The organism is Clostridium sp. 1001271st1 H5 (genome assembly GCF_005845215.1).
Lineage (GTDB): Bacteria > Bacillota > Clostridia > Lachnospirales > Lachnospiraceae > Enterocloster.
In genome coordinates, this window is the sequence record NZ_SPHO01000004.1 from 47,277 (window position 1) to 69,986 (window position 22,710).

Sequence of the window (22,710 nt, forward strand, 5' to 3'; positions counted from 1 at the left end):
GATTTAATCATGAAACGAGTATATTTATTTTGCAGCGCAGGAATGTCCACCAGTATGCTGGCAAGCAAAATGCAGGGCGTAGCCAATTCCCATGACCTTCCCATCGAAGTGGAGGCGTTCCCGGACGGGAAGATTGGCCAGATTATTGACGAGAAGCATCCGGACGTAATTCTCTTAGGGCCCCAGGTTAAATACCGCTATGGTGAAATCGTGGAAAAGTACGGCGACAAGGGCATCCCGATTCAGGTGATTGACCAGACGGATTACGGCATGATGAACGGTGAGAAAGTGCTGAAATCAGCCATCAAGCTTATGAAATCAGCAAAATAACGGTCCGGCGCAATATCCGTGACCGGCTGCGTTAAAACAATCATAGTTGAAATGGGGGAACATGAATCATGTTAAGAAAGTTAGAGTCCGTACTCATGCCTCTGGCAGAGAAAATCGGAAAAAATAAATATCTGATTGCCATCCGTGACGGCTTCCTGCTGTCCATGCCGCTTTTAATCGTAGGGTCCTTCTTCCTGCTGATTGCCAACTTCCCGATACCGGGATGGACCGATTTCTGGGCCCGGTTTTTCGGAGATAACTGGGCTTCCTATTTTTCCAAGCCCACGGACGCCACCTTCTCCATCATGGCAGTTCTGGCCGTCATAGGCATCGGTTATTCCTTTGCGGAGCAGATGAATGTAGATAAGCTTTTCGGAGCAGCCATTGCCCTGGTGAGCTGGTTTCTCATTATGCCCTATGAGATTCTTGTGGACGGCGGTTCCACGGTCACCGGAATCCCCTTAAACTGGGTGGGTTCCAAGGGCATCTTCGTGGGAATCATCGTGGCCTTCCTGTCAGTCCATATCTATGCGTGGGTTAATAAAAAAGGCTGGGTCATCAAGATGCCTGACGGTGTTCCTCCTACGGTATCAAAGTCATTTTCAGCCCTGATTCCCGCCGGCGTGTCCATACTGGTGTTCTTTATCCTGAACATTGTATTTGCAATGACACCTTATAAGAACGCCTTCAACTTTATCTTTACCATTTTGCAGACACCCCTTTTAAAGCTGGGCAATACGCTTCCGGCCATGGTTATCGCTTATATTTTCCTTCACTTCTTCTGGTTCTTTGGAGTGAACGGCGGTTCTGTGGTAGGCGCTGTGTTCAATCCCATCCTTCAGACATTGTCTGCCGACAACCTGGCTGCCTTCCAGGCAGGCCAGCCTCTGCCGAACATCATTTCCCAGCAGTTCCAGGATTTGTTCGCAACCTTCGGGGGATGCGGTTCCACGCTGTCGCTGCTCATTGCAATGCTTTTATTCTGCCATTCCAAGCGTATCAAGGAATTGGGCAAACTGGCATTTATCCCCGGCGTGTTCGGCATCAATGAGCCCATTGTGTTCGGCCTTCCCATTGTGCTGAACCCAATGATTCTCATACCTTTTATGCTGGTGCCGACCATCAACATCGTGATTTCTTATTTCTGCATGAGCATTGGCCTGGTTCCCCTTTGCACGGGCGTCGCCATTCCATGGACCATGCCTGTGGTATTATCCGGATTCCTGGCCACGGGCTGGCAGGGAGCTGTGCTCCAGCTGCTGCTGCTCATAATGGGCGTATTTATCTACATGCCGTTCATTAAGATGATGGATAGGCAGTACCTGGAAGACGAAGCCAAGGCATCTGAAAAATCCGATGACGATGACATTGATTTTGATGACCTTTCCTTTGATGACCTGTAGGATGGCTGCCCTGAACGGCCCGGCCATTCTCTGATAATCCCTGTGGGGATACAACAAATATGAGGTGAAGATAATGAAGATTATTATGATATACGACCAGATACAGTCTGGTCTTGGAACAAAAGATGATACCATGGTCCCGCTTACAGGAAAAAAAGAACCTATTGGTCCCGCAGTCATGATGGAGCCCTTCTTAAAACAGGTGGACGGCCATGTGACAGCCTGCCTGTGCTGCGGCAACGGAACCTTTCTGGCTGACCCGGAGGAGGTCAGCCGCAAGCTCTGCGCCATGGTAAACAAGCTGCAGCCGGATGTGGTCATGTGCGGTCCTGCCTTTAACTACGCTGACTATGCCTGTATGTGCGCCAAGGTTGCTTGTGATATCAACGCCACCACAAAGGCAAAGGCGTTTGCAGCCATGTCTGCTGAGAACCAGGACACCATTGCTGCCTACAAGGATAAGGTGGCTATTGTGGAAACCCCGAAAAAGGGCGGCATGGGGCTGAACGATGCGCTCAAGAACATGTGCACGCTGGCAAAGGCACTGGCTGACGGCAGCAGTACTGAGGAACTGGAAAATAAATTCTGTTTCAGATAGAGGAGGATATGTAGGATGTGGGGTATGATTGCAACCTGGCGCATGGCAGTGGAGGGAATCACCAAGGGAGCCGAAATGCTGAAGGACGGCGGGGACGCAGGGGACGCCATTGAGTCTGCCATCCGGGAGGTGGAGGATTTTCCTTACTATAAATCCGTTGGCTACGGAGGGCTTCCCAACGAGGAGATGGAAGTGGAGATGGATGCCGCCTTTATGGACGGCAATACCCTGGACATAGGCGCTGTGGCGGCCATCAAAGACTTTGCCAATCCTGTTTCCATTGCCAGACGCTTAAGCCATGAAAAGGTCAACAGCCTGCTGGTGGCGGAGGGAGCTGAAAAATTTGCCCATAAGGAGGGCTTTGAGCGCAAGAACATGCTGACGGACCGCGCCAGGGCCCACTACAGAAAGCGTTTAAAGGAGATGTCTGCCCAGGCAGCCCTCCAGGCTGCCTCCCAGAAGCTTAAGCCTTACTCGGGCCACGATACCGTTGGTATGGCCTGCCTGGACATGACCGGCAAGATGACGGCCGCCACCTCCACCAGCGGACTTTTCATGAAGAAAAAGGGCAGGGTAGGAGACTCTCCCATATCCGGCTCCGGATTCTATGCTGACAGCAAAAAGGGCGCGGCCAGCGCCACCGGACTGGGCGAGGACCTGATGAAGGGCTGTATCTCCTATGAAATCGTCCGCCTTATGGGCGAGGGCATGCATCCCCAGGAAGCCTGCGAGACAGCCGTCAACCGCCTGGACGCAGAGCTTAGGGAGCGCAGGGGCGAGGCAGGGGATTTATCCCTGATAGCCATGAATCCAAAGGGCCAATGGGGCGTGGCAACCAACATAGACGGCTTCTCCTTTGCCGTGGTCACAGAGGACCTGGCGCCCACCGTGTATCTGGTGAGCCGTGGGGAGGATGGACGCTGCACCTATGAAAAGGCATCGGATGAATGGATGGAAAACTATATGAAGACGCGTATGGCGCCCATAGAGGAATAGAAATATGGATGAACTAAATCAGATTGACAGGAAGCTTCTGGACTATATTGATGGAAACCGGAACCAGTTAATTGAACATGTACGCCAAATGGTGCGCATTGACAGTGTGGAAAGGGAGGCCCAGGACGGGGCTCCCTTTGGTCCGGGCGTAAAGAAAGCCCTGGATCTGGCCCTCTCCATCAGCAGGGAGATGGGGTTTGAAACCATAAATCTGGACGGATACATCGGATATGCCTCCTATGGCAGGGGAGAAGACTATGTCTGCGCCATGGGGCATGTGGATGTGGTGCCGGCAGGAGAGGGCTGGAAGGAACCTCCTTTCAGCGGCCATATGGAAAACGGAATCATTTACAGCAGGGGAGTATTGGACAATAAAGGGCCTGTTATGGCCTGCCTGTACGGGCTGGCTGCCGTCAAGGCGCTGGGACTTCCTCTCATGCATCCGGTGCGTATCATTTTCGGATGCGACGAGGAAACGGGATTTAAGGACCTTTCCTACTATCTGACAAAAGAAAAACCTCCTGTTTACGGATTTACGCCGGACTGTAAATATCCTGTGGTTTACAGCGAACGGGGAAGGGCTGTGGTCCGCATCCTTGGCACCAAGGAACGCCTGGGGACATTTTTCGACTTTGTAAACAATTATTTTATCGGTGCCGGAAATACGGGCGACCGATTGGGTATTGACTACTACCATGAAGAATATGGTATGATGGAGATGCGCGGTTACAAGCTGGGATTACGGCCCGGCGGAGACGTTTGCTGCGAAGATGCTGACTGCGGGGACAAAGACGGCCGGGTGTCATTTGACGCCACCTTAAGCTATCCGGGAGGCACCACCATTCAGGAAATCATGAAAACCATAACGGAAAAGGCGGAGAACAGCGGCCTGAAGGCAGAGCTGGTACAAAACTATGACCCTGTGGTATTTGCCAGGGATACGCCTATGGTAAAAGCCATGCAGGACAGCTATGAGCGGGTCACGGGGATGGACGGCACTCCGGTGACCACCACCGGCGGCACCTATGCCAAGGCCATGCCCGGTATCGTCCCCTTCGGCCCCAGTTTTCCGGGACAAAAGGGAATCAGCCACAATCCCAATGAATGGATGACCGTGGATGACCTGGTAACCAACGCAAAAATATATGCACTGGCCCTGTACCGTCTGGCGCAGCTGTAGGTCTTTGGCAGGTAACGTAAGGACGGACAGGAAGAAGGAGAGGTTTTAATATGTTGGAGATATGCTGCGGCAGCTACTATGACGCCTTACAGGCAGCGTCCGGAGGCGCCGGACGGATTGAACTGAACTGCGCCCTGCACATGGGCGGGCTTACGCCTTCCCTGGCATCCCTGGAGCTTGTGAAGGAGCACTGCAATGTAAAGGTAATCGCCATGGTCCGGCCCAGGGGCGGCGGATTTTGTTACGGCGAAGAGGATTTCAGTGTAATGCTCAGGGAGTGTGAAAACCTGGTGCGCCATGGCGCAGACGGCATTGCCTTTGGCTGTCTGAGGGAGGATGCCTCCATTGACAGGGAGAGGAATGCAAGGATGATATCCATTATCCACAGCCATGGAAAGGAAGCCGTTTTTCACCGTGCCTTTGACTGCACCTCCAATCCCTATGAATCCATAGAAACCCTGATAGAACTGGGAACCGACCGTCTGCTGACCAGCGGGTTAAAGCCAAAGGCGGTGGAGGGAAAGGCACTGTTGGGTGCCCTTCAGTCAGCATATGGGAACAGCATTGAGATTCTGGCCGGAAGCGGCATCAATGTCTCCAATGCCAGGAACCTCATGGAAGAAACCGGAATAAGGCAGGTCCACAGCTCCTGCAAGGACTGGATGACAGACCCTACCACCACTTCCAACGGAGTGACCTACGGCTTTGCAGAGCCGCCCCATGAGAACAGTTATGATGTGGTGTCACAAGCCCTGGTCCGTCAGCTCCTGGACAGTCTTGGAGCGTTAGGGAGATAGGGCCATGATAGCAAAATACAAAAAGAACATGCTGGTGAGAAGGCTCATAACCATCCTGGCCGTGACAGCGTCCGCCCTGCTGCAGACCTATGTGATTCAGGCTTTTATACGGCCGGCTAACCTTTTGTCCAGCGGATTTACCGGAGTGGCCATCCTGATAGACAGGATTGCATCCCTCTACGGACATACGATTTCCACCTCCCTTGGTATGCTGGTCCTCAATATACCGGTGGCCATCCTCTGCAGCAAAAGCATCAGCATGCGTTTTACCTTTTATTCCATGCTTCAGGTATTCATGGCCAGCTTTTTTCTTAAAATATGCAGCTTTGAACCGCTGTTTAACGATGTGCTCCTGGATGTGGTCTTCGGCGGTTTCCTGTACGGGCTGTCCATTGCCATTGCTTTAAGAGGAAATGCCTCCACAGGCGGTACGGACTTTATTGCACTCTATGTATCCAATAAGACAGGACGGTCTATCTGGGAATATGTGTTTGCAGGCAACTGTGTGATACTCTGTATCTTCGGATACATGTTCGGATGGCTGTATGCCGGCTATTCCATTCTGTTCCAGTTCGTATCCACCAAGGCCATCTCTGCCTTCCATCACAGGTACGAGCGGGTGACATTGCAGATTACCACCACCAAGGCGCAGGAAATCATAGACCAGTATGTAAAACAGTACAGGCATGGCATATCCTGCGTGGATGCAGTGGGCGGTTACAGCCATAAAAAAATGTACCTGCTTCACACCGTGGTGTCCTCCTATGAGGTAAACGACATCGTACATCTCATGCGGGAGCAGGATTCCCATGTGATTGTAAATATGATTAAAACGGAAAACTTTTATGGCGGATTTTACCAGGCACCCATTGAATAGATGCTGCTGTGGAGCAGAACCGTATGGGCTGACCGGAAATGTCCGTTGAGTTGACATAACCCCTTTATAGTTGACATAAAATTTTTATGTCAACTATTTGCGTTTTTGTTTGGTTCAGGGGTATGCCAGGGATTGTCATTCCAAACTACCCTTCGTAAAAATTAAGATATATGAAAGGGATGTTAAGTTGATAGGCATAGGCGTCGGCGGAGAGGGGCAGTGTTCGGAAGCAGACGTGTCCGCAGAATCAGGCGGGACCATAACGGCCGCCATCACACCCTATGAAGACCATGGTGACAGTCAGAACAGCCTGACTCTTCACCTTATATCGGAAGATAACACACAGTATCTGACCATGGAGTATGGCGGCGAGATACTGTACTGGAGCAGATAGTTCCGGACCCATAATCAGAAAATCAGCCGGCTTTGGCACAGCCGGCTGATTTTCTGATTTCGGTTCTGTTTATACGGCAAATTTCGCAAGTCTGTTTTTTATGTCCCCGGAGCCATCCTCATCAATGTGGAGTATCAGTTCCACGGTACGGGATACCGCCAGATAGAGAACCCCCAGAACGGACTTGGCATCTACCATACGGCTGCCATACTTAATATCTGCATCACAGTCATAATGGCTCAGTGTATTTACAAAATCCACCACCTGTTCCGGCTGTTCAAACTTAACTAACATACTTGTCATAATCTTACACTCCTTTGCATATCACTGGCTCTGTTCCATGCCAGATTTGTCTTATGGTGTTGTTATAAGTATAGGAGTCCTGCATGGATTTTTCCATGGTAAGATTTTTGGATTTCCTGTAATATTTCATGTTTTCGGTCTGACTTAAGGAAAAAACAGGAAAAAAACATTGAATCCCTATGGCATCCGTTCATTACAGATAAGACTACAGCCAGATATATGCGCGGAGCGCAACTGCTCCCAGCATGATTAAAAACATGATTCCCATACCAGCCATATCACGCCTGAATTCCTTATTCATATATAATACACCTCCTTCACATGTGTTTCAGTTCTTTTGCTGGCTTTATCGTAGCACCAGGCAGCCTAAAGATTCCATATCCAAATCATGAGGTATATATAAAGATTCCGTGAGGATGGGTGAAACAGCTTTTTCGTAAGAAAAATTTACGCAATTATGAAGTTATGAAAAAAATGTGAAATTAGCACTCATCTATTGACATTGCTAACAATGCGTGTTATATTACATATAGAACAAAGGAAGAGGAAAGAAAAGAAGGGATGCAATGACATATGCTTCCTGACTTTCTCCCCACCCAGTTCCCGTACACTATATAACAACCACATAGATTATAAAATAAAGGAGAGATGACATATGTTGATGCCTAGTATTTTTGGAGAAAATTTATTGGATGACTTTTTTGATTACTCATTCGGCAGCCGCAAGACATTCGATATGATGAATACAGATATCAAGGATACGGAAAGCGGCTATGAGATAACCATGAACATGCCCGGCGTCAGAAAGGAAGATGTAAAGGCAGAACTTAAGGACGGATATCTGACCATCCAGGCCACCACAGATTCCGCCAGGGATGAAAAGGATTCCGGCGGAACCTACATCCGCAGGGAGCGCTATTCCGGCTCCTGCAGCAGAAGCTTCTATGTTGGTGATGCAGTGACCCAGGAGGATATCAAGGCTAAATTCGAAGACGGCACCCTGAAGATGGTGATTCCTAAGAAAGAAGCAAAACCGGCCGTGGAAGAGAAAAAGTATATTGCAATTGAAGGTTAGCAGATATATGGCTGATGACCTGAACATACATGGCTCCCGGAATCATTTCCGGGAGCCGCACAGAAAGCAAAGGAGGAATGATGTATGTTAATGCCCAGTATGTTTGGTGAAGATATGTTTGATGAATTTTTCAGGAACCCATTTTTCGATGATAAGGATATGAAAAAACTGGAAAAGAAATTATATGGCCGCAGAAGCAAAAACCTGATGAAAACCGACATCCGTGAAACGGATACAGCATATGAGCTGGAAATGGATTTGCCGGGCTTTAAGAAGGATGAAATCAAGGCATCCCTGAAAGACGGCTACCTGACTATCTGCGCTTCCAAGGGATTGGACAAAGATGAACAGGATAAGGGCAGCGGCAGATATATACGCCGGGAGCGCTATGCCGGTGCCTGCGAGAGAAGCTTCTATGTGGGCGAGGATGTGACCGACGAGGACATTAAGGGCGAATTCAGGCATGGTATCCTGAGGCTTTCCATTCCGAAAAAGGAAACAAAACCCCTGGCAGAAGAGAAAAAATATATATCCATAGAAGGATAATTCTGAAATGCATATTTATAAAAGGGATACCCCGGCATGAATGAAACCGGACCCTGCAGCGCCAGTGATTGTGATATGGCATCAGCGTATCGCATCTTTGGCACTGCTGGGTTCGGTTTTTATGTCCGGTCTTTTCATTATATGGTATAATGTGAATGACAAATACCATCCGGCAGGGAAAGGGATAAGCCTTCTGTCTCCGGATATGCCTAAAAAGGTCTGACAGGAGGAATGGGGCAAATGAAAAAGAAAAAGGAATGCAGGCTTTTATGGGTGCTTCTGGCAGAGGCTGTTATGCTCTTTTTCTGGCTCACCATTGCTCCGCGGCTGAATTTTGAAGGCATCCTTTACCAGTCTGCCAAACCTGTATCTGCAAAAGAAGTGCTGACAGGAGACAAGGAGAGTACTTCCGGCTTATTGCAGCGGGCAGGTTACCCCTGTACGGAGCCAACCGGATACATGATGTCAGCAGCGGATTTGCAGAAAAACTACATCGGAGCATGGGAAGCAGATGCATCCATGTTTAAAGCAACCGGCATATATAAACAAATCAATCACAGGTCACGGCCTTCCACCCAGCGCGGTTATTACGGCAGCCGCAGCCGTACCTATGGAATCACTGCGCCCGCCATTACGCGGAGCTGGTGGACCACCTTCTGGATGCGGCCCTATGCGGACTATGCCCAGTATTACCTGATTACATTTAAGGATGGTTCCAGAACCTGGGCCCTGGTGGACAATGCAATTACCCGCATTCCTGCCAGAGGCAGGGTGGTGCTTCCCGTGGGCTATTACTGGGACGAGGGGGCAGCCCGCTTTCTGAATGAAAAAGAAAAAAAGGCATACCGCATAACAGACCGGGATGTACCGGAGGACATATACCTTGGAAATGCCCTTGATTTATACAGCGGATGGATAGAAGGAGAGGAGATGGAGCAATACTACGAATTTTCTTCCTTCATACAATCCGTGGCCGTAGTAATAACAGGCTGTCTTTTATTCATCACCCTGATACTATTTATGTTTTCGGACCGCAAATCCCGCAGACAAAAACACAATAAATGAACGAACGGAGATATGGTATTATTGTAAATAAGCCAGGAAAATATTAGTGTTGACAAATACATAAGGTACCTGCTATATTTACATCAGGTACCTTATGTATTTTGTTGCACACAATTGATTTCACTGATTCGCAGTTGAGAGGAGTTGATTTTTATGGAACAGGCATTGACACAGAACATTTCCAGGGAAAACCTGGGGATGAAGACCGGTCTTTTTTCCGCCCTTGGAAATGTTCTGCTTTTTATATGCAAATACCTGACCGGCACCCTATGCGGAAATGTAGCTGTGCTGGCTGAAAGCTTTGACAATCTAATGGATTCCATTCAATCCCTGATGGTAGTACTGGGGTTCCGCCTGGCCGGAAGAAAGGGGGACAGTCTCCATCCGTACGGACACGGCAGGACAGAGTATGTGCTTGGACTCATCATAGCTATAACAATTATACTGACCGGCGCCGCCATGCTCCGTGAAGCCATCCAGCGGATGCTTCAGCCACCGGCCCGTTCGTTTCCCACCTTGGTTTATGTGGTATCCGCGCTGTCCATCCTGGCAAAATACGGGATATCCGCATACACAAAGCACGTGAACCGGCAGCTGGAATCCATGGCTCTGAAAGCCTGTGAACAGAATGAATGGGCGGATATCAGGATGACCCTGATGACCGTTGGCTCGGCATTTCTGTACACAGTGTCCGGGATTTCTGCAGACGGGGCAGTGGGAATCATAATCAGTCTTTTGATTCTGAAGGATGGGGTGAAGGCATTTCTGAATCACTACATGCTGCTCCTTGGAGAAGGCATATCCCAGCAGCAGCTTCTGGAAATCCAGAAACGCTTTGATAAAGAAAAGGACTTCCTGACCCTGAAAAAAATGGACTTTCATGATTACGGCCCTGAGAGCAGGATTGTATCCCTGCAAATCACCATTAACCAGGAATGTCCTCTGGATAAGGTAAATCAGTCCATGAACCGGCTGGAAAAAGAACTGCGGAAAATTGGACTGAGTCCCGCCTTTTCCCTGAGCATGGAACAGATTATTATGAAAGATATGGACAAATAAGCAGAAGAGGGTTACGATTATGAATATCACTGTCTCAAAAGAAAACTATCTGAAAGCCATCCTGTTCTTAAAGCAAAAAAACGGACATGTAAGGGCCACGGATGTTGCTGCCTCTCTTTCCGTAAAAAAGCCCAGTGTTTCCATTGCATTCGGCAAACTGGCGGCTGACGGGCTTATTCTGGTCCACAGCAACCATGAGGTAGACCTGACCGAAGCTGGATACAGCATCGCGGCTAAAATCAGCCATTCCTATGAGACCTTCCGGCAATTCCTGTGCAGCATCGGCGTACCGGAAGAGGTTGCAGAACTGGATGCCTGCAGAGTTGAACATTACTTAAGCCCTGAATCCATTCTTCATATCACAGACCTTATAGCAGGACGGGAAGAACCTCGGGCAGAATAAAACCAAGGCAGGAAACCATACACAGATTAAGAAATCAGAAAACAGGAGGAACCATATATGGACCATGGCAAACAGCTGTCAGAACATTTTTTCCATATCGGAATGCTGCTTCACCGTTACCAGACAGAGGCTTATAAGGAAAACGGCCCCCTGGGAAGCCCTTATAAGGGTCAGGGCAGAATACTGGCCATCCTGAAGCTGAAGCCGGAAATCAGCCACAAGGAATTGTCCTATCTTCTGGGAATCAGCACCCAGTCTATGAGTGAACTGCTGCGTAAGCTGGAGAGCAAGGGATATGTAAAGCGGGTTCCCTCTGAGCAGGACAGGCGCAGCATGAACATCATCCTGACAGAAGAGGGCAAAAAAGCAGTGGAACAGTCAGATGGAATGGACAGCCGGGACGCGGAACAGCTGTTTTGCTGTTTCACCGAGGAGGAACAGCAGCAATTTAAGCAGTTCCTGGAACGTCTTGAGGATGAAATCATACGGCAGCTGGATCCGGACCATGCCTCAGAATATACCTTTGAGAAAATGAAGGAGATGCATGAATATATCTTAAGCCACGGACACAGGGAACCCTTCCGCCATCATGGAGAAGGTCCCCTGCGCAATGGATTCGGCCGTGGCAGGAGAAATGACAGTGAGGATTCCGGAAGGTGTTTTGAACATCACAGAAGGTAGAATGTCCTGTCATTGCCGCCAGGACAGCCGGTGCATCCAGCCAATGGCAGCCCTCATTTCCGGTCAGCTTTATTTGCAGCTTCATCCAGAACAGCCTCTGCATTTTTATATGTTTCATCCAAGGCAGCCTGCGCGGTTTCGGCGGCTTCATTAAGGGCATCTGCCGCCGGCACATTTTCAATCTCCACCTTGTCCGCCGCAATGGACAGGGCGTCGAAAATCTTACCTCCAGTTGGGTCTATGGGGTCAGGAGACGCGTGCATGGCCTGGGCCAGGGGAACAAGGGCCTGGGGATTTTCCTCTGTATAGGATTGGTATTCCGGAATGTCCAGGGTGGTCCGGCGGACCGGTATATATCCCGTTGCCATGGACCACCTGGCCTGTTGGGGCGCATCTGCAAAATACTTCATGAACATATAGGCCCCATCCTTTGTCTTATCCTTTCCCGTATCCACCATCACCAGCTGCAACACCCTGGCTACAGGAGCAGCCGGATTATCTCCGAATCCAGGCTGTTCCATGGCGCCCACCTTAGTGAAATCCAAATCAGCCTGGTCGCCGGAGGAGCCGGTGTACCCGCCTGCCTTGTCCTGCAGCACATCATCCATGGTATCATACCAGTATTCCCAGCCCTGGCCGCCATAGTGGACAGCCATTATATCATCTTCATGTATCCATTTCCGCACTGTTTCCCAGGTTTCAATCCACTGAGGCGAGTTAATGAGCACGGTGCGGCTGTCATCGCTGAGCATGGTTCCTCCGTTGCTGAGGGCCATGTCAATCAGATTGTCCTCCCCCCACATAGGTTCCCATCCACAGGCGCTTCCTCCCGTACTCTGTTGTATGGTTTCAGCCGCCTCAGCCAGGTCCTCCCATGTCTGAATGGAATCAGGCCGGATGCCTGCTGTTTCAAACAGTCTCCTGTTATAGTACATGACCTGTGTGGTGCCGTAAGCAGGCATCGCATACAAAGCCCCGTCGTCCCAAAGACACTGGTTATGAAATACGGGAATCAGGCTGTCCTTATCAAACGAATCATCCTGGTCTGTATAACGGTCCAGGCGGACTAATAATTCCTTCTTCATAAGGTTTCGCGCCTTATCCGAATCCAGAAGAGCGATATCCGCCGCATTCTTTCCCGCAATTCCAGCCTGCAGCTTGGTGTATGTCTCATCGTAATCAGCCTGCTGGATTCCGGTCACCGTGTATTTGGACTGAGACTGATTGAAGCTGTCAATGATTTCCTCCATGACCCTGGCTGCGGTCTTTCCACCTGAATACCAGAATGTAACCCGGACCCTGCCGCTGTCTGTGACTGTATCCGCCGGGGCATTGGTCCCGCAGCCTGAAAGAAGGAAAAAAACGGATGCCAGCAGTGCTGCTGCCAATGTCTTTTGATGGATGATTGTCCGGCAGCGGTTCATCTGATTCACAATTCGGTTCGTCTTTTGATTCCTGTTTTGATTCATATCTTATTCCTCCTGTATGGATGCTTTATAATGAACTGGTTACCACTGACGGTTTATGCCCGGCCGCGCAGATTAACCTTTGCAGCCCAAATCAGTAATACCCCTGACAATCAGAGGCCAGGCAGCGGCAAATAAAACCAGCAAAGGCACTACAGTCACCGTTCCTGCGGCCATCACCAGGGACCACTGGGTTCCATAGGCGCCTCCCTCATAGAGGAACCGCCTAAGCCCCTGGGATACCAGACTCAGCTTTGGAGTATCCGTTATCAGGGACGGCCACATATAGCTGTTGTATGTACTGATGAAGGACAGCAGGATAAATGTGACAAAGGAGGGCCGCGTCATGGGAAGTATAATCCCTGTGAGAATCTTAATATGACCGGCTCCGTCCATCCCGGCTGCCTCTATGGTATCCATGGGAACGCTCTCAAATGCCTGCCGGAGCAAAAAGATTCCCAGCACGCTGATGCCATTGGAAAGGATAAGGCCCTGGTAACTGTCTAATAGCCCTAACCTGGAAAGGATGATATAACAGGGGATATAGGTCACTGCGGTTGGCACCATATAAGTGAACAGAACCAGCCGGAACAGGATATTCCGCCCCCTGATTTTCATGAATGTCACTGCATAGGCAAACAGGGAGCAGCACAGGACCTGGATAACCACTGCACTGACTGCCACCAACAGGCTGTTGGCAAGGTAACGCGGAATGGGGGAACGGAATAGAATTTCAAGGTAATTCCCATACTGGGGCGATGAGGGGAGGAAGGTATCTGCCGCCATAACCTCTGCCTTTGTTTTAAGGGAACTTACAGCCATCCACAAAAAGGGAAATACGGTAAAGCAGCAGACTGATGCCAACAGCACATGGGCAACGACTGAACGAACCATTGGAAGGGTACGCGGAACCGTAATCATGAGTATACCTCCTTTTTCTTCATATGGAGCTGGAGCAGGGACAGGCCCAGACCTATAGCCATAAGGATGACCACGGCCGCAGCCGCCCTTCCCATATTAAACTGCTCAAACCCCAGCTGATAATACAGGTAGAGCAGGGTCCTGGTACTGCCTGCCGGTCCTCCCTGGGTCAGAATTTGAATCTGGTCATAGGCCCGCAGGGAATCCGCAGTCATGATAATTCCTGTTGTCAATACAGCCGGGCGCAGCAGCGGAAGAGTAATGTATAAAAAGCGCTGCAAACTTCCCGCCCCGTCAACAGAAGCAGCTTCAGACAGCTCTGAGGGCATCCTGGATAATGCGCCTGAAAAGAGCAGCATCACATATCCCAGATTCTTCCATACTGTGACAAGAGCCACGCTGGACAAGGCTGTAGCGGAGCTGTGCAGCCAGGCGGAACCAGGCAGCCCCAGCATATGCAGCAGCTGGTTGGCCAACCCGGCATCCGGTTCAAATATCCAGGTCCACACAATGGACACAGCCACAGCCGGCGTAATCCAGGGGGAGAAGATAATAAGGGAATAAATGGTATGCCGGCCGGCAGACCACACCAGAAGAGCCAGCATAAGGCCCAGAGCCAGAACTGGAATCACAGTCTTAGCGGCGAACACAAGAGTATGGGCAAGGGCTTCCCAAAAAGCTTTATCTTGAAACAGTCCCTGATAGTTGGCCAGTCCGGTCACATGAAACCCCGGGGTCATGTAATCCCAGTCCGTAAAACTGATTCCAATGGACGCTGCAATGGGAAGCAGCCAGAACAGTATAAGGAAAAAGAGGGCAGGGATTACGAATGCCATGAATGTAAATCTGGATTTCCATTGTTTATACAAGCGTGAATCGGACATAGACCATTCCTCCGTTATTTGTGGTGATTTTATGGCTGGTTTATATAGCTGCGGTTAAATAGTTATGGTTTTGCTATTTCACCCGAATATGTATAACCGTACATTTGCTATATTGTTCAAAATTTTATAATTATCATATTTGTTGAACGCTTTAAACACCTGGATGGTACCATATATACCATTATTTGTCAACTGTTTTGTTCAAAAATAGTTTATAAATAATTTTTTGAACATCATGGCCGGAAATATGACCTTTTTTAGACCAAGAAGATAATAATCAAAAAAATGGAATAAATTGGGCTGGATTTTTTTAATTCAACGTGAGATAATCAGAATGTCCTTGTCAAACATTCTACTGAACACCTTTATCAGAAAATACCTTTTACGAGGATATGGGGGATGTGTTTGAGATTCATTCATTTGCCCCTGTCTATGAAAGGGACAGGAACGGACAGTATCCCGGCTGTCCAAAGTGCGGCTGCAGGGAAATACATAATTTAACAGACAGTGAACTGGTCATACGCGGAAATCCGCTGGCCGCATTCCTGTTCAGGGAACCACATCTGAGCTTCAGCAGGTTATCCCCGCCAAAATACGAATGCACGAACCCTGAATGCAGGTATATTTGGAATTAATACCAGCCAAATGCCTGCTCTCGCTGATATCTGTCATCTGGCCGGCTCCTTTTAACGCTTGGGCCTGTATATGATTTCATTTACCGTATACACGGTGACAAAAGCATTTTTATCTGTTTTCAGGACATAATTCATCAGGGTTGCATATTCGTTTTTATCCACAATGGTGATAATTTCCCTCTTTGGCTGTCCGTCGTAAGCGCCTATTGCTTCGTAAATCGTGGCGCCGCTGTGGAGGTGATGCAGAATAAACTCCCTGATTTCTTCCTCGCGCTGGGAAATGATGCATACCCGTTTTTTAATGTTAAAGCCAAAGATAAAATGGTCCAGGACGATTCCGTTCAGATAGGTGCCAAGGACGCTGAGCACCACGATTTTCTTGTCATAAACCAGGGCAGCGGAGAGCGCCACACACATACCGGACATGGACATAGCCTTGCCCAGTTCCATATGCAGGTATTTATTCAGCAGCTTTGCCACAATATCCAGTCCGCCGGATGACGCATTCCTGTTAAACAGCATGGCCAGTCCAATGCTAACCACAAAGATATAGCAAATCATATCCAGAAATGCATCATTGGTAATGGAAGCATTTCCCGGAAACATAAGTTCAAAAGCAGCCAGGACCACAGGCAGAAGGAACGAGGTATAAACCGTCTTTGCACCGAATTCCCTTCCAATGAGCAGAAAACCCAAAACCAGGAGAAGCATGTTCAGGATAAAGGTAATTGCTGAAATTTTGAGGGGAACAAAGTTTCCCAAAACAATTGCCAGACCGGAGATGCTTCCCACTGATACGTGGCTCGGCATCAGAAAGAAAAAGACGGCTGCCGCCACAATGACGGTGGCAAAGGTAATCATGATAAATTCTCTGATGGTTTCCCACTTTTTCATAAAATATAAGCCTCCAATACATACTTTTTTATTTACACATTTTTATTTACAGGCTGCGAAACGGTCCGTCAAATGCCCCGTGTGGTATTGTATCACATCCCGTCCCTTCCTGCAATTCACAGAATTAAGGAAGGATTTATTATAAATCATTTAAAACTACATATAAAACAGAAGGTGAAAAATATGAGACATATTCCTGACAAACTGACAACACTTTTACTATGCATAGCGCTGTGCGGTGCATTAACGGCCTGCGGACAAAAGGCCCCGTCCCGGTCACAACCCCCGGAGCAGACTGAAACCCAAAATACCGGGGAGGAACCGGAAATCAGGATTGACACAAAAAATAACTCCCAGCCTGACACGCAGACAGCCGCACAGCAGGAGGACAACGCAGAGGAGCCGTCTGATGCAGCCAATGGAAAGGCAGGATATATCCTGATTAAGGACCAGACCTTTGATGTGACCCTGGAACCATTGGGCAGCGTCACATTTGCATCCTATGAACCGGATCCGGCTAAGAATCCCCTGACAGATGTCCTGTTTGAAATAAAAAAGGCCGGAAAACCGGCGTATATCCTGGACGGCGTGTGCGAGGGCAACTTACGGAGCAATGAGACGTTTCATAAGGTGGAGGCAGTTTCTTTTCCCGACTATAACAACGACGGCTGCAATGATATTATCATCATATGCAGTTACTCACCAGCATCCGGGCCAGAGACAGGCACCGGTGGTTCCGAGGTGAGAATCTACAGCGGAAAGACTGACGGCAGCTTTACATTGGAGAGAGAGTTATCAGAGAATGCCAATTCAGCCCTTGCTGAAAAGACCGTGAGGTCTGTCCTGGGATTCCTGGGTGCAGGCAAGAGCGGGGCGCAGGATTCTGTTTCCGGCTGGAAACAGGCCTATATCAGCCTTCTCCAATCCCAGGACAGCGGTCAGTGGCACGGATACAATCTGATTTACATCAATGACGATGCCATCCCGGAATTGGTGGAAATCGGGATAGACGAGGCAACGGGCTGCAATATTGTAAGTTTCGCCGACGGGGCTGTCAATGAAACACAGCTGTCCAGACTTTATTTTTCTTATATTGAACGCGGAAATCTTCTGTGCAATTCAGAGGGAAATATGGACAGCTACTACGATATTGTGTACAGCATGGAATCCGGCCGCCTGGTTCCGATTGCATCCGGATATTATGGGGCGGAAGATAATTCCAATGTACAGCTTGATGATGAAGGAAATCCCATCTATCAATATGAATGGGAGGGGATTCTGATGTCCCGGGATGAATACAATCAGGCTTTCCAGGCTGTCTATGACACTGCCTCTGCCATGCCAGGGTATGAATGGGATAAATGGCTTTCCCTGGAAGAGGTGATTCAGGCCATTCGCGGAATTCAATCATGACATGAACTATTGCAGCAACCATGACCGTCCTTATTGTTACAGCGATTGTTGCAGCAAATAAAAAACCTTGACATGAAATCATTATCTGCTATAATAAATAATGCTTGCTCGGAGGGCAAATCATTCGGATGAAATGATGAGCCGGATAAGGCTGCAGATTGAAATATCTGCTCCTTATCCGGCTCTTTTTGTTTTGCAGCAGACCATGCATGGACACCGGGCACAGCTGATTTATATGAATGAAAGAGGAGGAAAAACATGATGGGAAAAAAACATTCTTTGACAGAAGGGAATATACTGGTTTCCCTTGTCCGTTTTGCTGTTCCGGTACTTTTTACGCTGTTTTTACAGGCCTTATACGGCGGGGTGGACCTGCTGGTAGTCGGACAGTTTGCCGACACGGCCGATGTATCAGGTGTGGCAACGGGCAGTATGCTTTTACAGACAATCACTATGGTCATAACAGGTTTATCCATGGGCATTACCATCCTGGTAGGGGAACGGATTGGAAGGCGCAGGCCCAGGGAAGCAGGCCATGCAATCGGCAGCGGCATCTGCCTGTTTTCCGTATTTGCTGTCATTCTGACCGTGATAATGACAGGCGCAGCTGAGGTGCTGGCCGGCCTTCTTCACACACCCAAAGAGGCATTTTCACAGACCGTAACCTATATCAGGATTTGCGGCGCTGGTTCCCTTTTCATTGTTGCGTATAATGTGCTGGGGGCCGTGTTCCGCGGAATCGGTGATTCCAGGACGCCCTTGGTGACTGTAATGATTGCCTGCGTCATCAATATAGGCGGGGATTTGCTGTTGGTTGCCGTACTGGGCATGGGAACAGCAGGCGCTGCCCTGGCCACGGTTGCAGCCCAGGCCATCAGCGTGTTAATCTCATTTTCAATCATACTGAAAAAGGAGCTTCCCTTTGAATTTACGGGGAACTGTATACGGTTCAACGGGCAAATAATCGGAGCTGAGCTAAAACTGGGAGTTCCGGTTGCATTGCAGGAGCTTTTAGTGGGCGTATCCTTCCTGCTGATACAGACCGTTGTCAATTCCTTTGGCGTAACCTTCTCTGCCGGCGTGGGCGTGGCAGAAAAGGTCTGTATCTTCATCATGCTTGTTCCCTCCGCCTACATGCAGTCCATGTCAGCCTTTGTTGCCCAGAACATGGGAGCGCGGAATCCTGGCAGGGCCAAGAAGGCATTGGGATATGGCGTGGCAACCGCATTTGCAGTGGGGCTGGCCATGTCGTATATCACCCTGTTCCACGGAGACCTGCTGTCCTCTCTGTTTTCAAAGGACCTGGATGTAATAGCTGCTTCCCACAGCTATCTGAAGGCATATGCAGTGGATTGTCTGCTGACACCTTTCCTGTTCTGTTTTACCGGCTATTACAATGGCTGTGAAAAGACAATTTTTGTCATGATACAGGGAATCATCGGCGCATTTCTGGTGCGGATTCCCATTGTTTACGCAGTCAGCCGTATGGCGGGGGCAACCCTGTTTCAGATTGGTCTGGGAACCCCTGCCTCCAGCCTCGTACAGATTATACTCTGCCTGGGAATGTTCCTGTACCTGGAGCGAACCGCCGGTAAAAGCAACGGGGTATCCGGGCGTTTTACCGCCTGACCGGACACTATCTCCAGATGGCCGCCATTTACTTAATCCCGCACCCGTCATAGGATAAAAATTCATGCTGTATTTATGTCCATGTCTTTGATATAATGGAATATATCTGTTTTGCGGTATGTACGGCAGCGAATCACGCATATTGAGGAGGAGACAAGAACATGCTTTTAGTGGCTAAAAGGGACGGGGAAACCGTTGAATTCCAATTGGAAAAGATAACACTGGCTATCAAGAAAGCCTTTAAAGCAACCGGTAAATCATATACGGATGATATCATTGAGCTATTGTCCCTGAGGGTCACCTCCGACTTCCAGGGAAAGATAAAAGACAGCCGGATATCAGTGGAGGATATCCAGGACAGCGTGGAAAAGGTTTTGGAGGAATCCGGATACACCGATGCGGCCAAAGCCTACATCCTGTACCGGAAGCAGCGGGAGAAAATCAGGAATTTAGATAAAACCATTCTGGACTATAAAGACGTGGTGGACAACTATGTAAAGGTGGAAGACTGGCGTGTGAAGGAAAACTCCACCATTACCTATTCGGTTGGCGGGCTGATTCTCAACAACTCCGGCGCAGTGACTGCCAATTACTGGCTTACGGAAGTATATGACAGGGAAATTTCCGATGCCCATGTAAACGGAGACATCCATATCCATGATTTATCCATGCTGACCAGCTACAGCTGCGGATGGTCCCTTAAGAAGCTCCTGTTGGACGGTCTGGGCGGCATCACCGGAAAGATTACCGCATCCCCGGCCAAGCACCTGGCCACCCTCTGCAACCAGATGGTGAATTTTCTGGGAATCATGCAGAATGAGTGGGCTGCCTCCCAGTCCTTCTCGTCCTTTGACACATACCTTGCCCCCTTTGTGAAGGCAGATAACCTGTCCTATGACAAGGTAAAAAAATGCATGGAGGCATTTGTCTTCGGAGTCAACACTCCCAGCCGCTGGGGTACGCAGGCTCCATTTTCCCACATCTTCATGGACCTGAAGGTGCCCTGTGACATGGCGGATGAAAAGGCCATTGTGGGAGGCAGGAGAATGGAGTTTACATATGGGGAATGCCAGAGGGAAATGGACATGGTGAACAAGGCATTCCTGGAAACCATGCTGGAAGGCGATGCCAATGGCCTGGGATTCCAGTATCCCATTCCGGCCTATGGGATGGGAGAGGACTATGACTGGTCGGATACCGAACAAAACAGGCTGTTGTTTTCCCTTGCATCCCATTACGGAACACCCTATTTCATCAACTACATGGGAAGCGGTATGAAACCCGAGGATGTGAGGGCTACCTATGATGGAATCCAGCCTGATTTCCATGTGCTGCGGAAAAAAGCCGGCGGCTTTTTCGGATACGGGGAGCATACGGGCTCCGTTGGCGTGGTTACGGTCAATCTTCCCCGGATTGCATACCAGTCAAAGGATGAAAGGGACTTTTATACACGGCTGGACCGGATGACGGACCTGGCTGCACGGTCCCTGGACACGAAGCGGAAGGTGATTTCCACCCTGTTAAGGAATGGGCTTTATCCCTATACAGCCTGCTATCTTACGGACTTTGACAATCATTTTTCATCCATCGGCGTCATCGGCATGAATGAAGCCGGACTCAATGCCCCGTGGCTGCAGGCCGGACTGGAATCAGAAGAGACAAAAGCATTTGCTGTCTCTGTCCTGAACCACATGCGTGAAAAGCTGGTTGGTTACCAGGAGGAATACGGTAATCTCTACGGCCTGGAGGCAACGCCCGCAGAGTCAGCCACCTTCCGGTTCGCCAGACTGGACCGGGAGCGTTTCCCCGGAATCAGGACAGCCGGTCATGAAGGGGACAAGCCTTATTATACAAACAGCACCAAGCTGCCGGCTGACTATGACGGCACATTGCGTGATGCCCTTCTGAACCAGGACGCCCTGCAGCCCCTTTATACCACAGGCACCGTGTTCCATGTATACATGGAACAGGAACTGAAGGACTGGAAAAAGGCAAGGGATATACTTTGCAGCATGATTACAGAACACCATATTCCCTGTTTCACATTGTCTCCTGTTTACACCATCTGCCAGACCTGCGGCTATCTGCCCGGCAGACAGGATATCTGTCCCAACTGCGGAGGCTCTGCGGATGTTTACAGCAGGATTGCGGGATATTACAGACCCGTCCATGACTGGAATGACGGCAAGGCCCAGGAGTTTAAAAACAGGGTTATGTTCCGTATCTGAAAAAATACGTATCTGAGAAAATCTGTCACCTGATTGAAGAGACCATCTGCATTTTAACGGGAGAGATAAATGACGATATTTAATGCTTATGTAGCAAGCGCGTTCAGCAAAGATGACAAAGGCGGAAATAAGGCAGGTGTGATAATTGGGAGGCGGTTCACTGAAGCACAGAAAACGGAAATAGCCGGTTATCTGAGGTATTCGGAGACAGTCTTTGTCAGTATTTCAACATTCAATGATTTTAAACTGGAATACTTTACATCCAAAGGGGAAATTCCGCTGTGCGGCCATGCCACAATCGCCGCCTTCACTGTGCTGCGGCATTTGGGGCTGCTGAAAAAACAGGATTGTACCATAGAGACAAAGTCAGGAATCCTGAGGGTACAGGTTGATGAAAGCGGCCTGATTCTCATGGAGCAGAACAGGCCGCAGTTCTATGAAACGCTGGACAGAAAAGAGGCAGAGGCGTGCTTTGATTCAATCGTCATTGACCATACCTTACCGGTGCAAATCGTGTCCACCGGCCTAAAGGATATCCTGGTTCCTGTGACTAATCCCGTGGTTCTCGGCAGTATGGCCCCTGATTTCCCCGCCATCACCAGAATAAGCAGGGAAAATGAATGCATCGGCATCCATGCCTTTTCCCCTGGAAAAGACAGGGGCGTGACCGCAATATGCAGGAATTTCGCCCCGCTGTACGGCATTAATGAAGAATCAGCCACCGGTACCTCCACCGGCGCGCTGGCCTGTTATTTATATAAGTACGCATCAAAGCAAAACCAGTATATCTTTGAACAGGGGTATAATTTACACTGTGTTTCCAGAATATATGTTAATCTGGACAGCGAGGATGATACGGTTACAGGTGTATGGGTGGGAGGATATGGATATTTAAACCACGTTTATCGTATTGCATTTTAAATCCGCAAACCG

23 protein-coding genes are annotated in these 22,710 nt (G+C 49.1%); 18 read left to right on the forward strand and 5 right to left on the reverse strand.

All coding sequences use genetic code 11. The features are described 5' to 3' along the window. Positions 1–9 precede the first annotated feature (9 nt). The 8 genes from FGS84_RS07040 to FGS84_RS07075 all read left to right on the forward strand — a co-directional run bounded on the left by FGS84_RS07040 (position 10) and on the right by FGS84_RS07075 (position 6,575). Complete coding sequence (locus FGS84_RS07040; protein WP_138307031.1) at positions 10–330, forward strand: PTS sugar transporter subunit IIB; 321 nt, start codon at positions 10–12, stop codon at positions 328–330. A 68-nt stretch (positions 331–398) separates the two neighbouring features. After that, positions 399–1,733 (forward strand): PTS cellobiose transporter subunit IIC, encoded by a 1,335-nt coding sequence (gene celB, locus FGS84_RS07045; protein ID WP_138307033.1) that lies wholly within the window; start codon positions 399–401, stop codon positions 1,731–1,733. A gap of 73 nt (positions 1,734–1,806) precedes the next feature. Next, positions 1,807–2,331 (forward strand): GrdB-related putative oxidoreductase, encoded by a 525-nt coding sequence (locus FGS84_RS07050; RefSeq protein WP_138307035.1) that lies wholly within the window; start codon positions 1,807–1,809, stop codon positions 2,329–2,331. 15 nt (positions 2,332–2,346) lie between these two features. Then, positions 2,347–3,327 (forward strand): N(4)-(beta-N-acetylglucosaminyl)-L-asparaginase, encoded by a 981-nt coding sequence (locus FGS84_RS07055; protein ID WP_138307037.1) that lies wholly within the window; start codon positions 2,347–2,349, stop codon positions 3,325–3,327. A 4-nt stretch (positions 3,328–3,331) separates the two neighbouring features. Continuing rightward, positions 3,332–4,507, forward strand: a complete 1,176-nt coding sequence (locus FGS84_RS07060) for a Sapep family Mn(2+)-dependent dipeptidase (RefSeq protein WP_138307039.1) — start codon at positions 3,332–3,334, stop codon at positions 4,505–4,507. Between the two features lie 50 nt (positions 4,508–4,557). Continuing rightward, complete coding sequence (locus FGS84_RS07065) at positions 4,558–5,304, forward strand: copper homeostasis protein CutC (protein WP_138307041.1); 747 nt, start codon at positions 4,558–4,560, stop codon at positions 5,302–5,304. Positions 5,305–5,308: 4 nt separating this feature from the next. Further along, positions 5,309–6,181 (forward strand): YitT family protein, encoded by an 873-nt coding sequence (locus FGS84_RS07070; RefSeq protein WP_138307043.1) that lies wholly within the window; start codon positions 5,309–5,311, stop codon positions 6,179–6,181. Positions 6,182–6,368: 187 nt separating this feature from the next. Continuing rightward, complete coding sequence (locus tag FGS84_RS07075) at positions 6,369–6,575, forward strand: hypothetical protein (protein ID WP_243129890.1); 207 nt, start codon at positions 6,369–6,371, stop codon at positions 6,573–6,575. 69 nt (positions 6,576–6,644) lie between these two features. On the opposite strand, the gene FGS84_RS07080 is transcribed toward FGS84_RS07075, so the two are convergent. Continuing rightward, the gene (locus tag FGS84_RS07080; protein WP_002567698.1) at positions 6,645–6,878 is read right to left on the reverse strand and encodes an HPr family phosphocarrier protein; all 234 of its coding nucleotides are present in this window, start codon (positions 6,876–6,878) and stop codon (positions 6,645–6,647) included. Positions 6,879–7,533: 655 nt separating this feature from the next. Between FGS84_RS07080 and FGS84_RS07085 the strand changes: the two genes are divergently transcribed. The 6 genes from FGS84_RS07085 to FGS84_RS07110 all read left to right on the forward strand — a co-directional run bounded on the left by FGS84_RS07085 (position 7,534) and on the right by FGS84_RS07110 (position 11,707). Continuing rightward, positions 7,534–7,953: an Hsp20/alpha crystallin family protein gene (locus tag FGS84_RS07085; RefSeq protein ID WP_138307045.1), complete on the forward strand. Its 420-nt coding sequence runs from the start codon at positions 7,534–7,536 to the stop codon at positions 7,951–7,953. Positions 7,954–8,037: 84 nt separating this feature from the next. Beyond that, positions 8,038–8,499 carry an Hsp20/alpha crystallin family protein gene (locus FGS84_RS07090; RefSeq protein WP_138307047.1) on the forward strand — a complete coding sequence of 154 codons (462 nt, stop codon included), beginning with the start codon at positions 8,038–8,040 and terminating at the stop codon, positions 8,497–8,499. 240 nt (positions 8,500–8,739) lie between these two features. Further along, entirely contained in the window at positions 8,740–9,564 is an 825-nt protein-coding gene (locus FGS84_RS07095) for a hypothetical protein (RefSeq protein ID WP_138307049.1), read from the forward strand. 153 nt (positions 9,565–9,717) lie between these two features. Next, positions 9,718–10,623: a cation diffusion facilitator family transporter gene (locus tag FGS84_RS07100; RefSeq protein ID WP_138307051.1), complete on the forward strand. Its 906-nt coding sequence runs from the start codon at positions 9,718–9,720 to the stop codon at positions 10,621–10,623. Between the two features lie 19 nt (positions 10,624–10,642). Beyond that, complete coding sequence (locus FGS84_RS07105) at positions 10,643–11,026, forward strand: metal-dependent transcriptional regulator (RefSeq protein WP_138307052.1); 384 nt, start codon at positions 10,643–10,645, stop codon at positions 11,024–11,026. 57 nt (positions 11,027–11,083) lie between these two features. Further along, the gene (locus tag FGS84_RS07110) at positions 11,084–11,707 is read left to right on the forward strand and encodes a MarR family transcriptional regulator (RefSeq protein ID WP_138307054.1); all 624 of its coding nucleotides are present in this window, start codon (positions 11,084–11,086) and stop codon (positions 11,705–11,707) included. A gap of 53 nt (positions 11,708–11,760) precedes the next feature. Here FGS84_RS07110 and FGS84_RS07115 read toward each other — a convergent pair whose 3' ends face one another. The 4 genes from FGS84_RS07115 to FGS84_RS07130 all read right to left on the reverse strand — a co-directional run bounded on the left by FGS84_RS07115 (position 11,761) and on the right by FGS84_RS07130 (position 16,507). Further along, a complete protein-coding gene (locus tag FGS84_RS07115) occupies positions 11,761–13,176 on the reverse strand; it encodes an ABC transporter substrate-binding protein (RefSeq protein ID WP_243277652.1) in 1,416 nt (471 codons plus the stop codon). A 72-nt stretch (positions 13,177–13,248) separates the two neighbouring features. After that, positions 13,249–14,094 (reverse strand): carbohydrate ABC transporter permease, encoded by an 846-nt coding sequence (locus FGS84_RS07120; RefSeq protein WP_138307056.1) that lies wholly within the window; start codon positions 14,092–14,094, stop codon positions 13,249–13,251. Then, a complete protein-coding gene (locus FGS84_RS07125; protein ID WP_138307058.1) occupies positions 14,091–14,978 on the reverse strand; it encodes a sugar ABC transporter permease in 888 nt (295 codons plus the stop codon). The genes FGS84_RS07120 and FGS84_RS07125 overlap by 4 nt, the downstream gene beginning before the upstream one ends. A gap of 686 nt (positions 14,979–15,664) precedes the next feature. Next, positions 15,665–16,507, reverse strand: coding sequence for a YitT family protein (locus tag FGS84_RS07130; RefSeq protein WP_138307060.1), 843 nt, complete (start codon positions 16,505–16,507; stop codon positions 15,665–15,667). Positions 16,508–16,690: 183 nt separating this feature from the next. On the opposite strand from FGS84_RS07130, the gene FGS84_RS07135 reads away from it, so the two are divergent. From FGS84_RS07135 to FGS84_RS07150, 4 genes are all read left to right on the forward strand, one after another. Beyond that, entirely contained in the window at positions 16,691–17,920 is a 1,230-nt protein-coding gene (locus tag FGS84_RS07135; protein ID WP_138307062.1) for a hypothetical protein, read from the forward strand. A gap of 261 nt (positions 17,921–18,181) precedes the next feature. Then, positions 18,182–19,549, forward strand: a complete 1,368-nt coding sequence (locus FGS84_RS07140; protein ID WP_138307509.1) for an MATE family efflux transporter — start codon at positions 18,182–18,184, stop codon at positions 19,547–19,549. A gap of 161 nt (positions 19,550–19,710) precedes the next feature. Then, positions 19,711–21,777 (forward strand): ribonucleoside triphosphate reductase, encoded by a 2,067-nt coding sequence (locus FGS84_RS07145; RefSeq protein WP_138307064.1) that lies wholly within the window; start codon positions 19,711–19,713, stop codon positions 21,775–21,777. 69 nt (positions 21,778–21,846) lie between these two features. Next, positions 21,847–22,698 carry a PhzF family phenazine biosynthesis protein gene (locus tag FGS84_RS07150; protein WP_138307066.1) on the forward strand — a complete coding sequence of 284 codons (852 nt, stop codon included), beginning with the start codon at positions 21,847–21,849 and terminating at the stop codon, positions 22,696–22,698. Positions 22,699–22,710: the final 12 nt, after the last annotated feature.

Coding starts and splice junctions, on each gene's coding strand:
- celB (WP_138307033.1), top strand. CDS start 399: ATGTTAAGAAAGTTAGAGTCCGTACTCATGCCTCTGGCAGAGAAAATC.
- FGS84_RS07060 (WP_138307039.1), top strand. CDS start 3,332: ATGGATGAACTAAATCAGATTGACAGGAAGCTTCTGGACTATATTGAT.
- FGS84_RS07105 (WP_138307052.1), top strand. CDS start 10,643: ATGAATATCACTGTCTCAAAAGAAAACTATCTGAAAGCCATCCTGTTC.
- FGS84_RS07065 (WP_138307041.1), top strand. CDS start 4,558: ATGTTGGAGATATGCTGCGGCAGCTACTATGACGCCTTACAGGCAGCG.
- FGS84_RS07130 (WP_138307060.1), bottom strand. CDS start 16,507: ATGAAAAAGTGGGAAACCATCAGAGAATTTATCATGATTACCTTTGCC.
- FGS84_RS07120 (WP_138307056.1), bottom strand. CDS start 14,094: ATGATTACGGTTCCGCGTACCCTTCCAATGGTTCGTTCAGTCGTTGCC.
- FGS84_RS07040 (WP_138307031.1), top strand. CDS start 10: ATGAAACGAGTATATTTATTTTGCAGCGCAGGAATGTCCACCAGTATG.
- FGS84_RS07125 (WP_138307058.1), bottom strand. CDS start 14,978: ATGTCCGATTCACGCTTGTATAAACAATGGAAATCCAGATTTACATTC.
- FGS84_RS07090 (WP_138307047.1), top strand. CDS start 8,038: ATGTTAATGCCCAGTATGTTTGGTGAAGATATGTTTGATGAATTTTTC.
- FGS84_RS07140 (WP_138307509.1), top strand. CDS start 18,182: ATGGGAAAAAAACATTCTTTGACAGAAGGGAATATACTGGTTTCCCTT.
- FGS84_RS07055 (WP_138307037.1), top strand. CDS start 2,347: ATGTGGGGTATGATTGCAACCTGGCGCATGGCAGTGGAGGGAATCACC.
- FGS84_RS07135 (WP_138307062.1), top strand. CDS start 16,691: ATGAGACATATTCCTGACAAACTGACAACACTTTTACTATGCATAGCG.
- FGS84_RS07110 (WP_138307054.1), top strand. CDS start 11,084: ATGGACCATGGCAAACAGCTGTCAGAACATTTTTTCCATATCGGAATG.
- FGS84_RS07070 (WP_138307043.1), top strand. CDS start 5,309: ATGATAGCAAAATACAAAAAGAACATGCTGGTGAGAAGGCTCATAACC.
- FGS84_RS07145 (WP_138307064.1), top strand. CDS start 19,711: ATGCTTTTAGTGGCTAAAAGGGACGGGGAAACCGTTGAATTCCAATTG.
- FGS84_RS07115 (WP_243277652.1), bottom strand. CDS start 13,176: ATGAATCAAAACAGGAATCAAAAGACGAACCGAATTGTGAATCAGATG.
- FGS84_RS07150 (WP_138307066.1), top strand. CDS start 21,847: ATGACGATATTTAATGCTTATGTAGCAAGCGCGTTCAGCAAAGATGAC.
- FGS84_RS07050 (WP_138307035.1), top strand. CDS start 1,807: ATGAAGATTATTATGATATACGACCAGATACAGTCTGGTCTTGGAACA.
- FGS84_RS07095 (WP_138307049.1), top strand. CDS start 8,740: ATGAAAAAGAAAAAGGAATGCAGGCTTTTATGGGTGCTTCTGGCAGAG.
- FGS84_RS07085 (WP_138307045.1), top strand. CDS start 7,534: ATGTTGATGCCTAGTATTTTTGGAGAAAATTTATTGGATGACTTTTTT.
- FGS84_RS07080 (WP_002567698.1), bottom strand. CDS start 6,878: ATGACAAGTATGTTAGTTAAGTTTGAACAGCCGGAACAGGTGGTGGAT.
- FGS84_RS07100 (WP_138307051.1), top strand. CDS start 9,718: ATGGAACAGGCATTGACACAGAACATTTCCAGGGAAAACCTGGGGATG.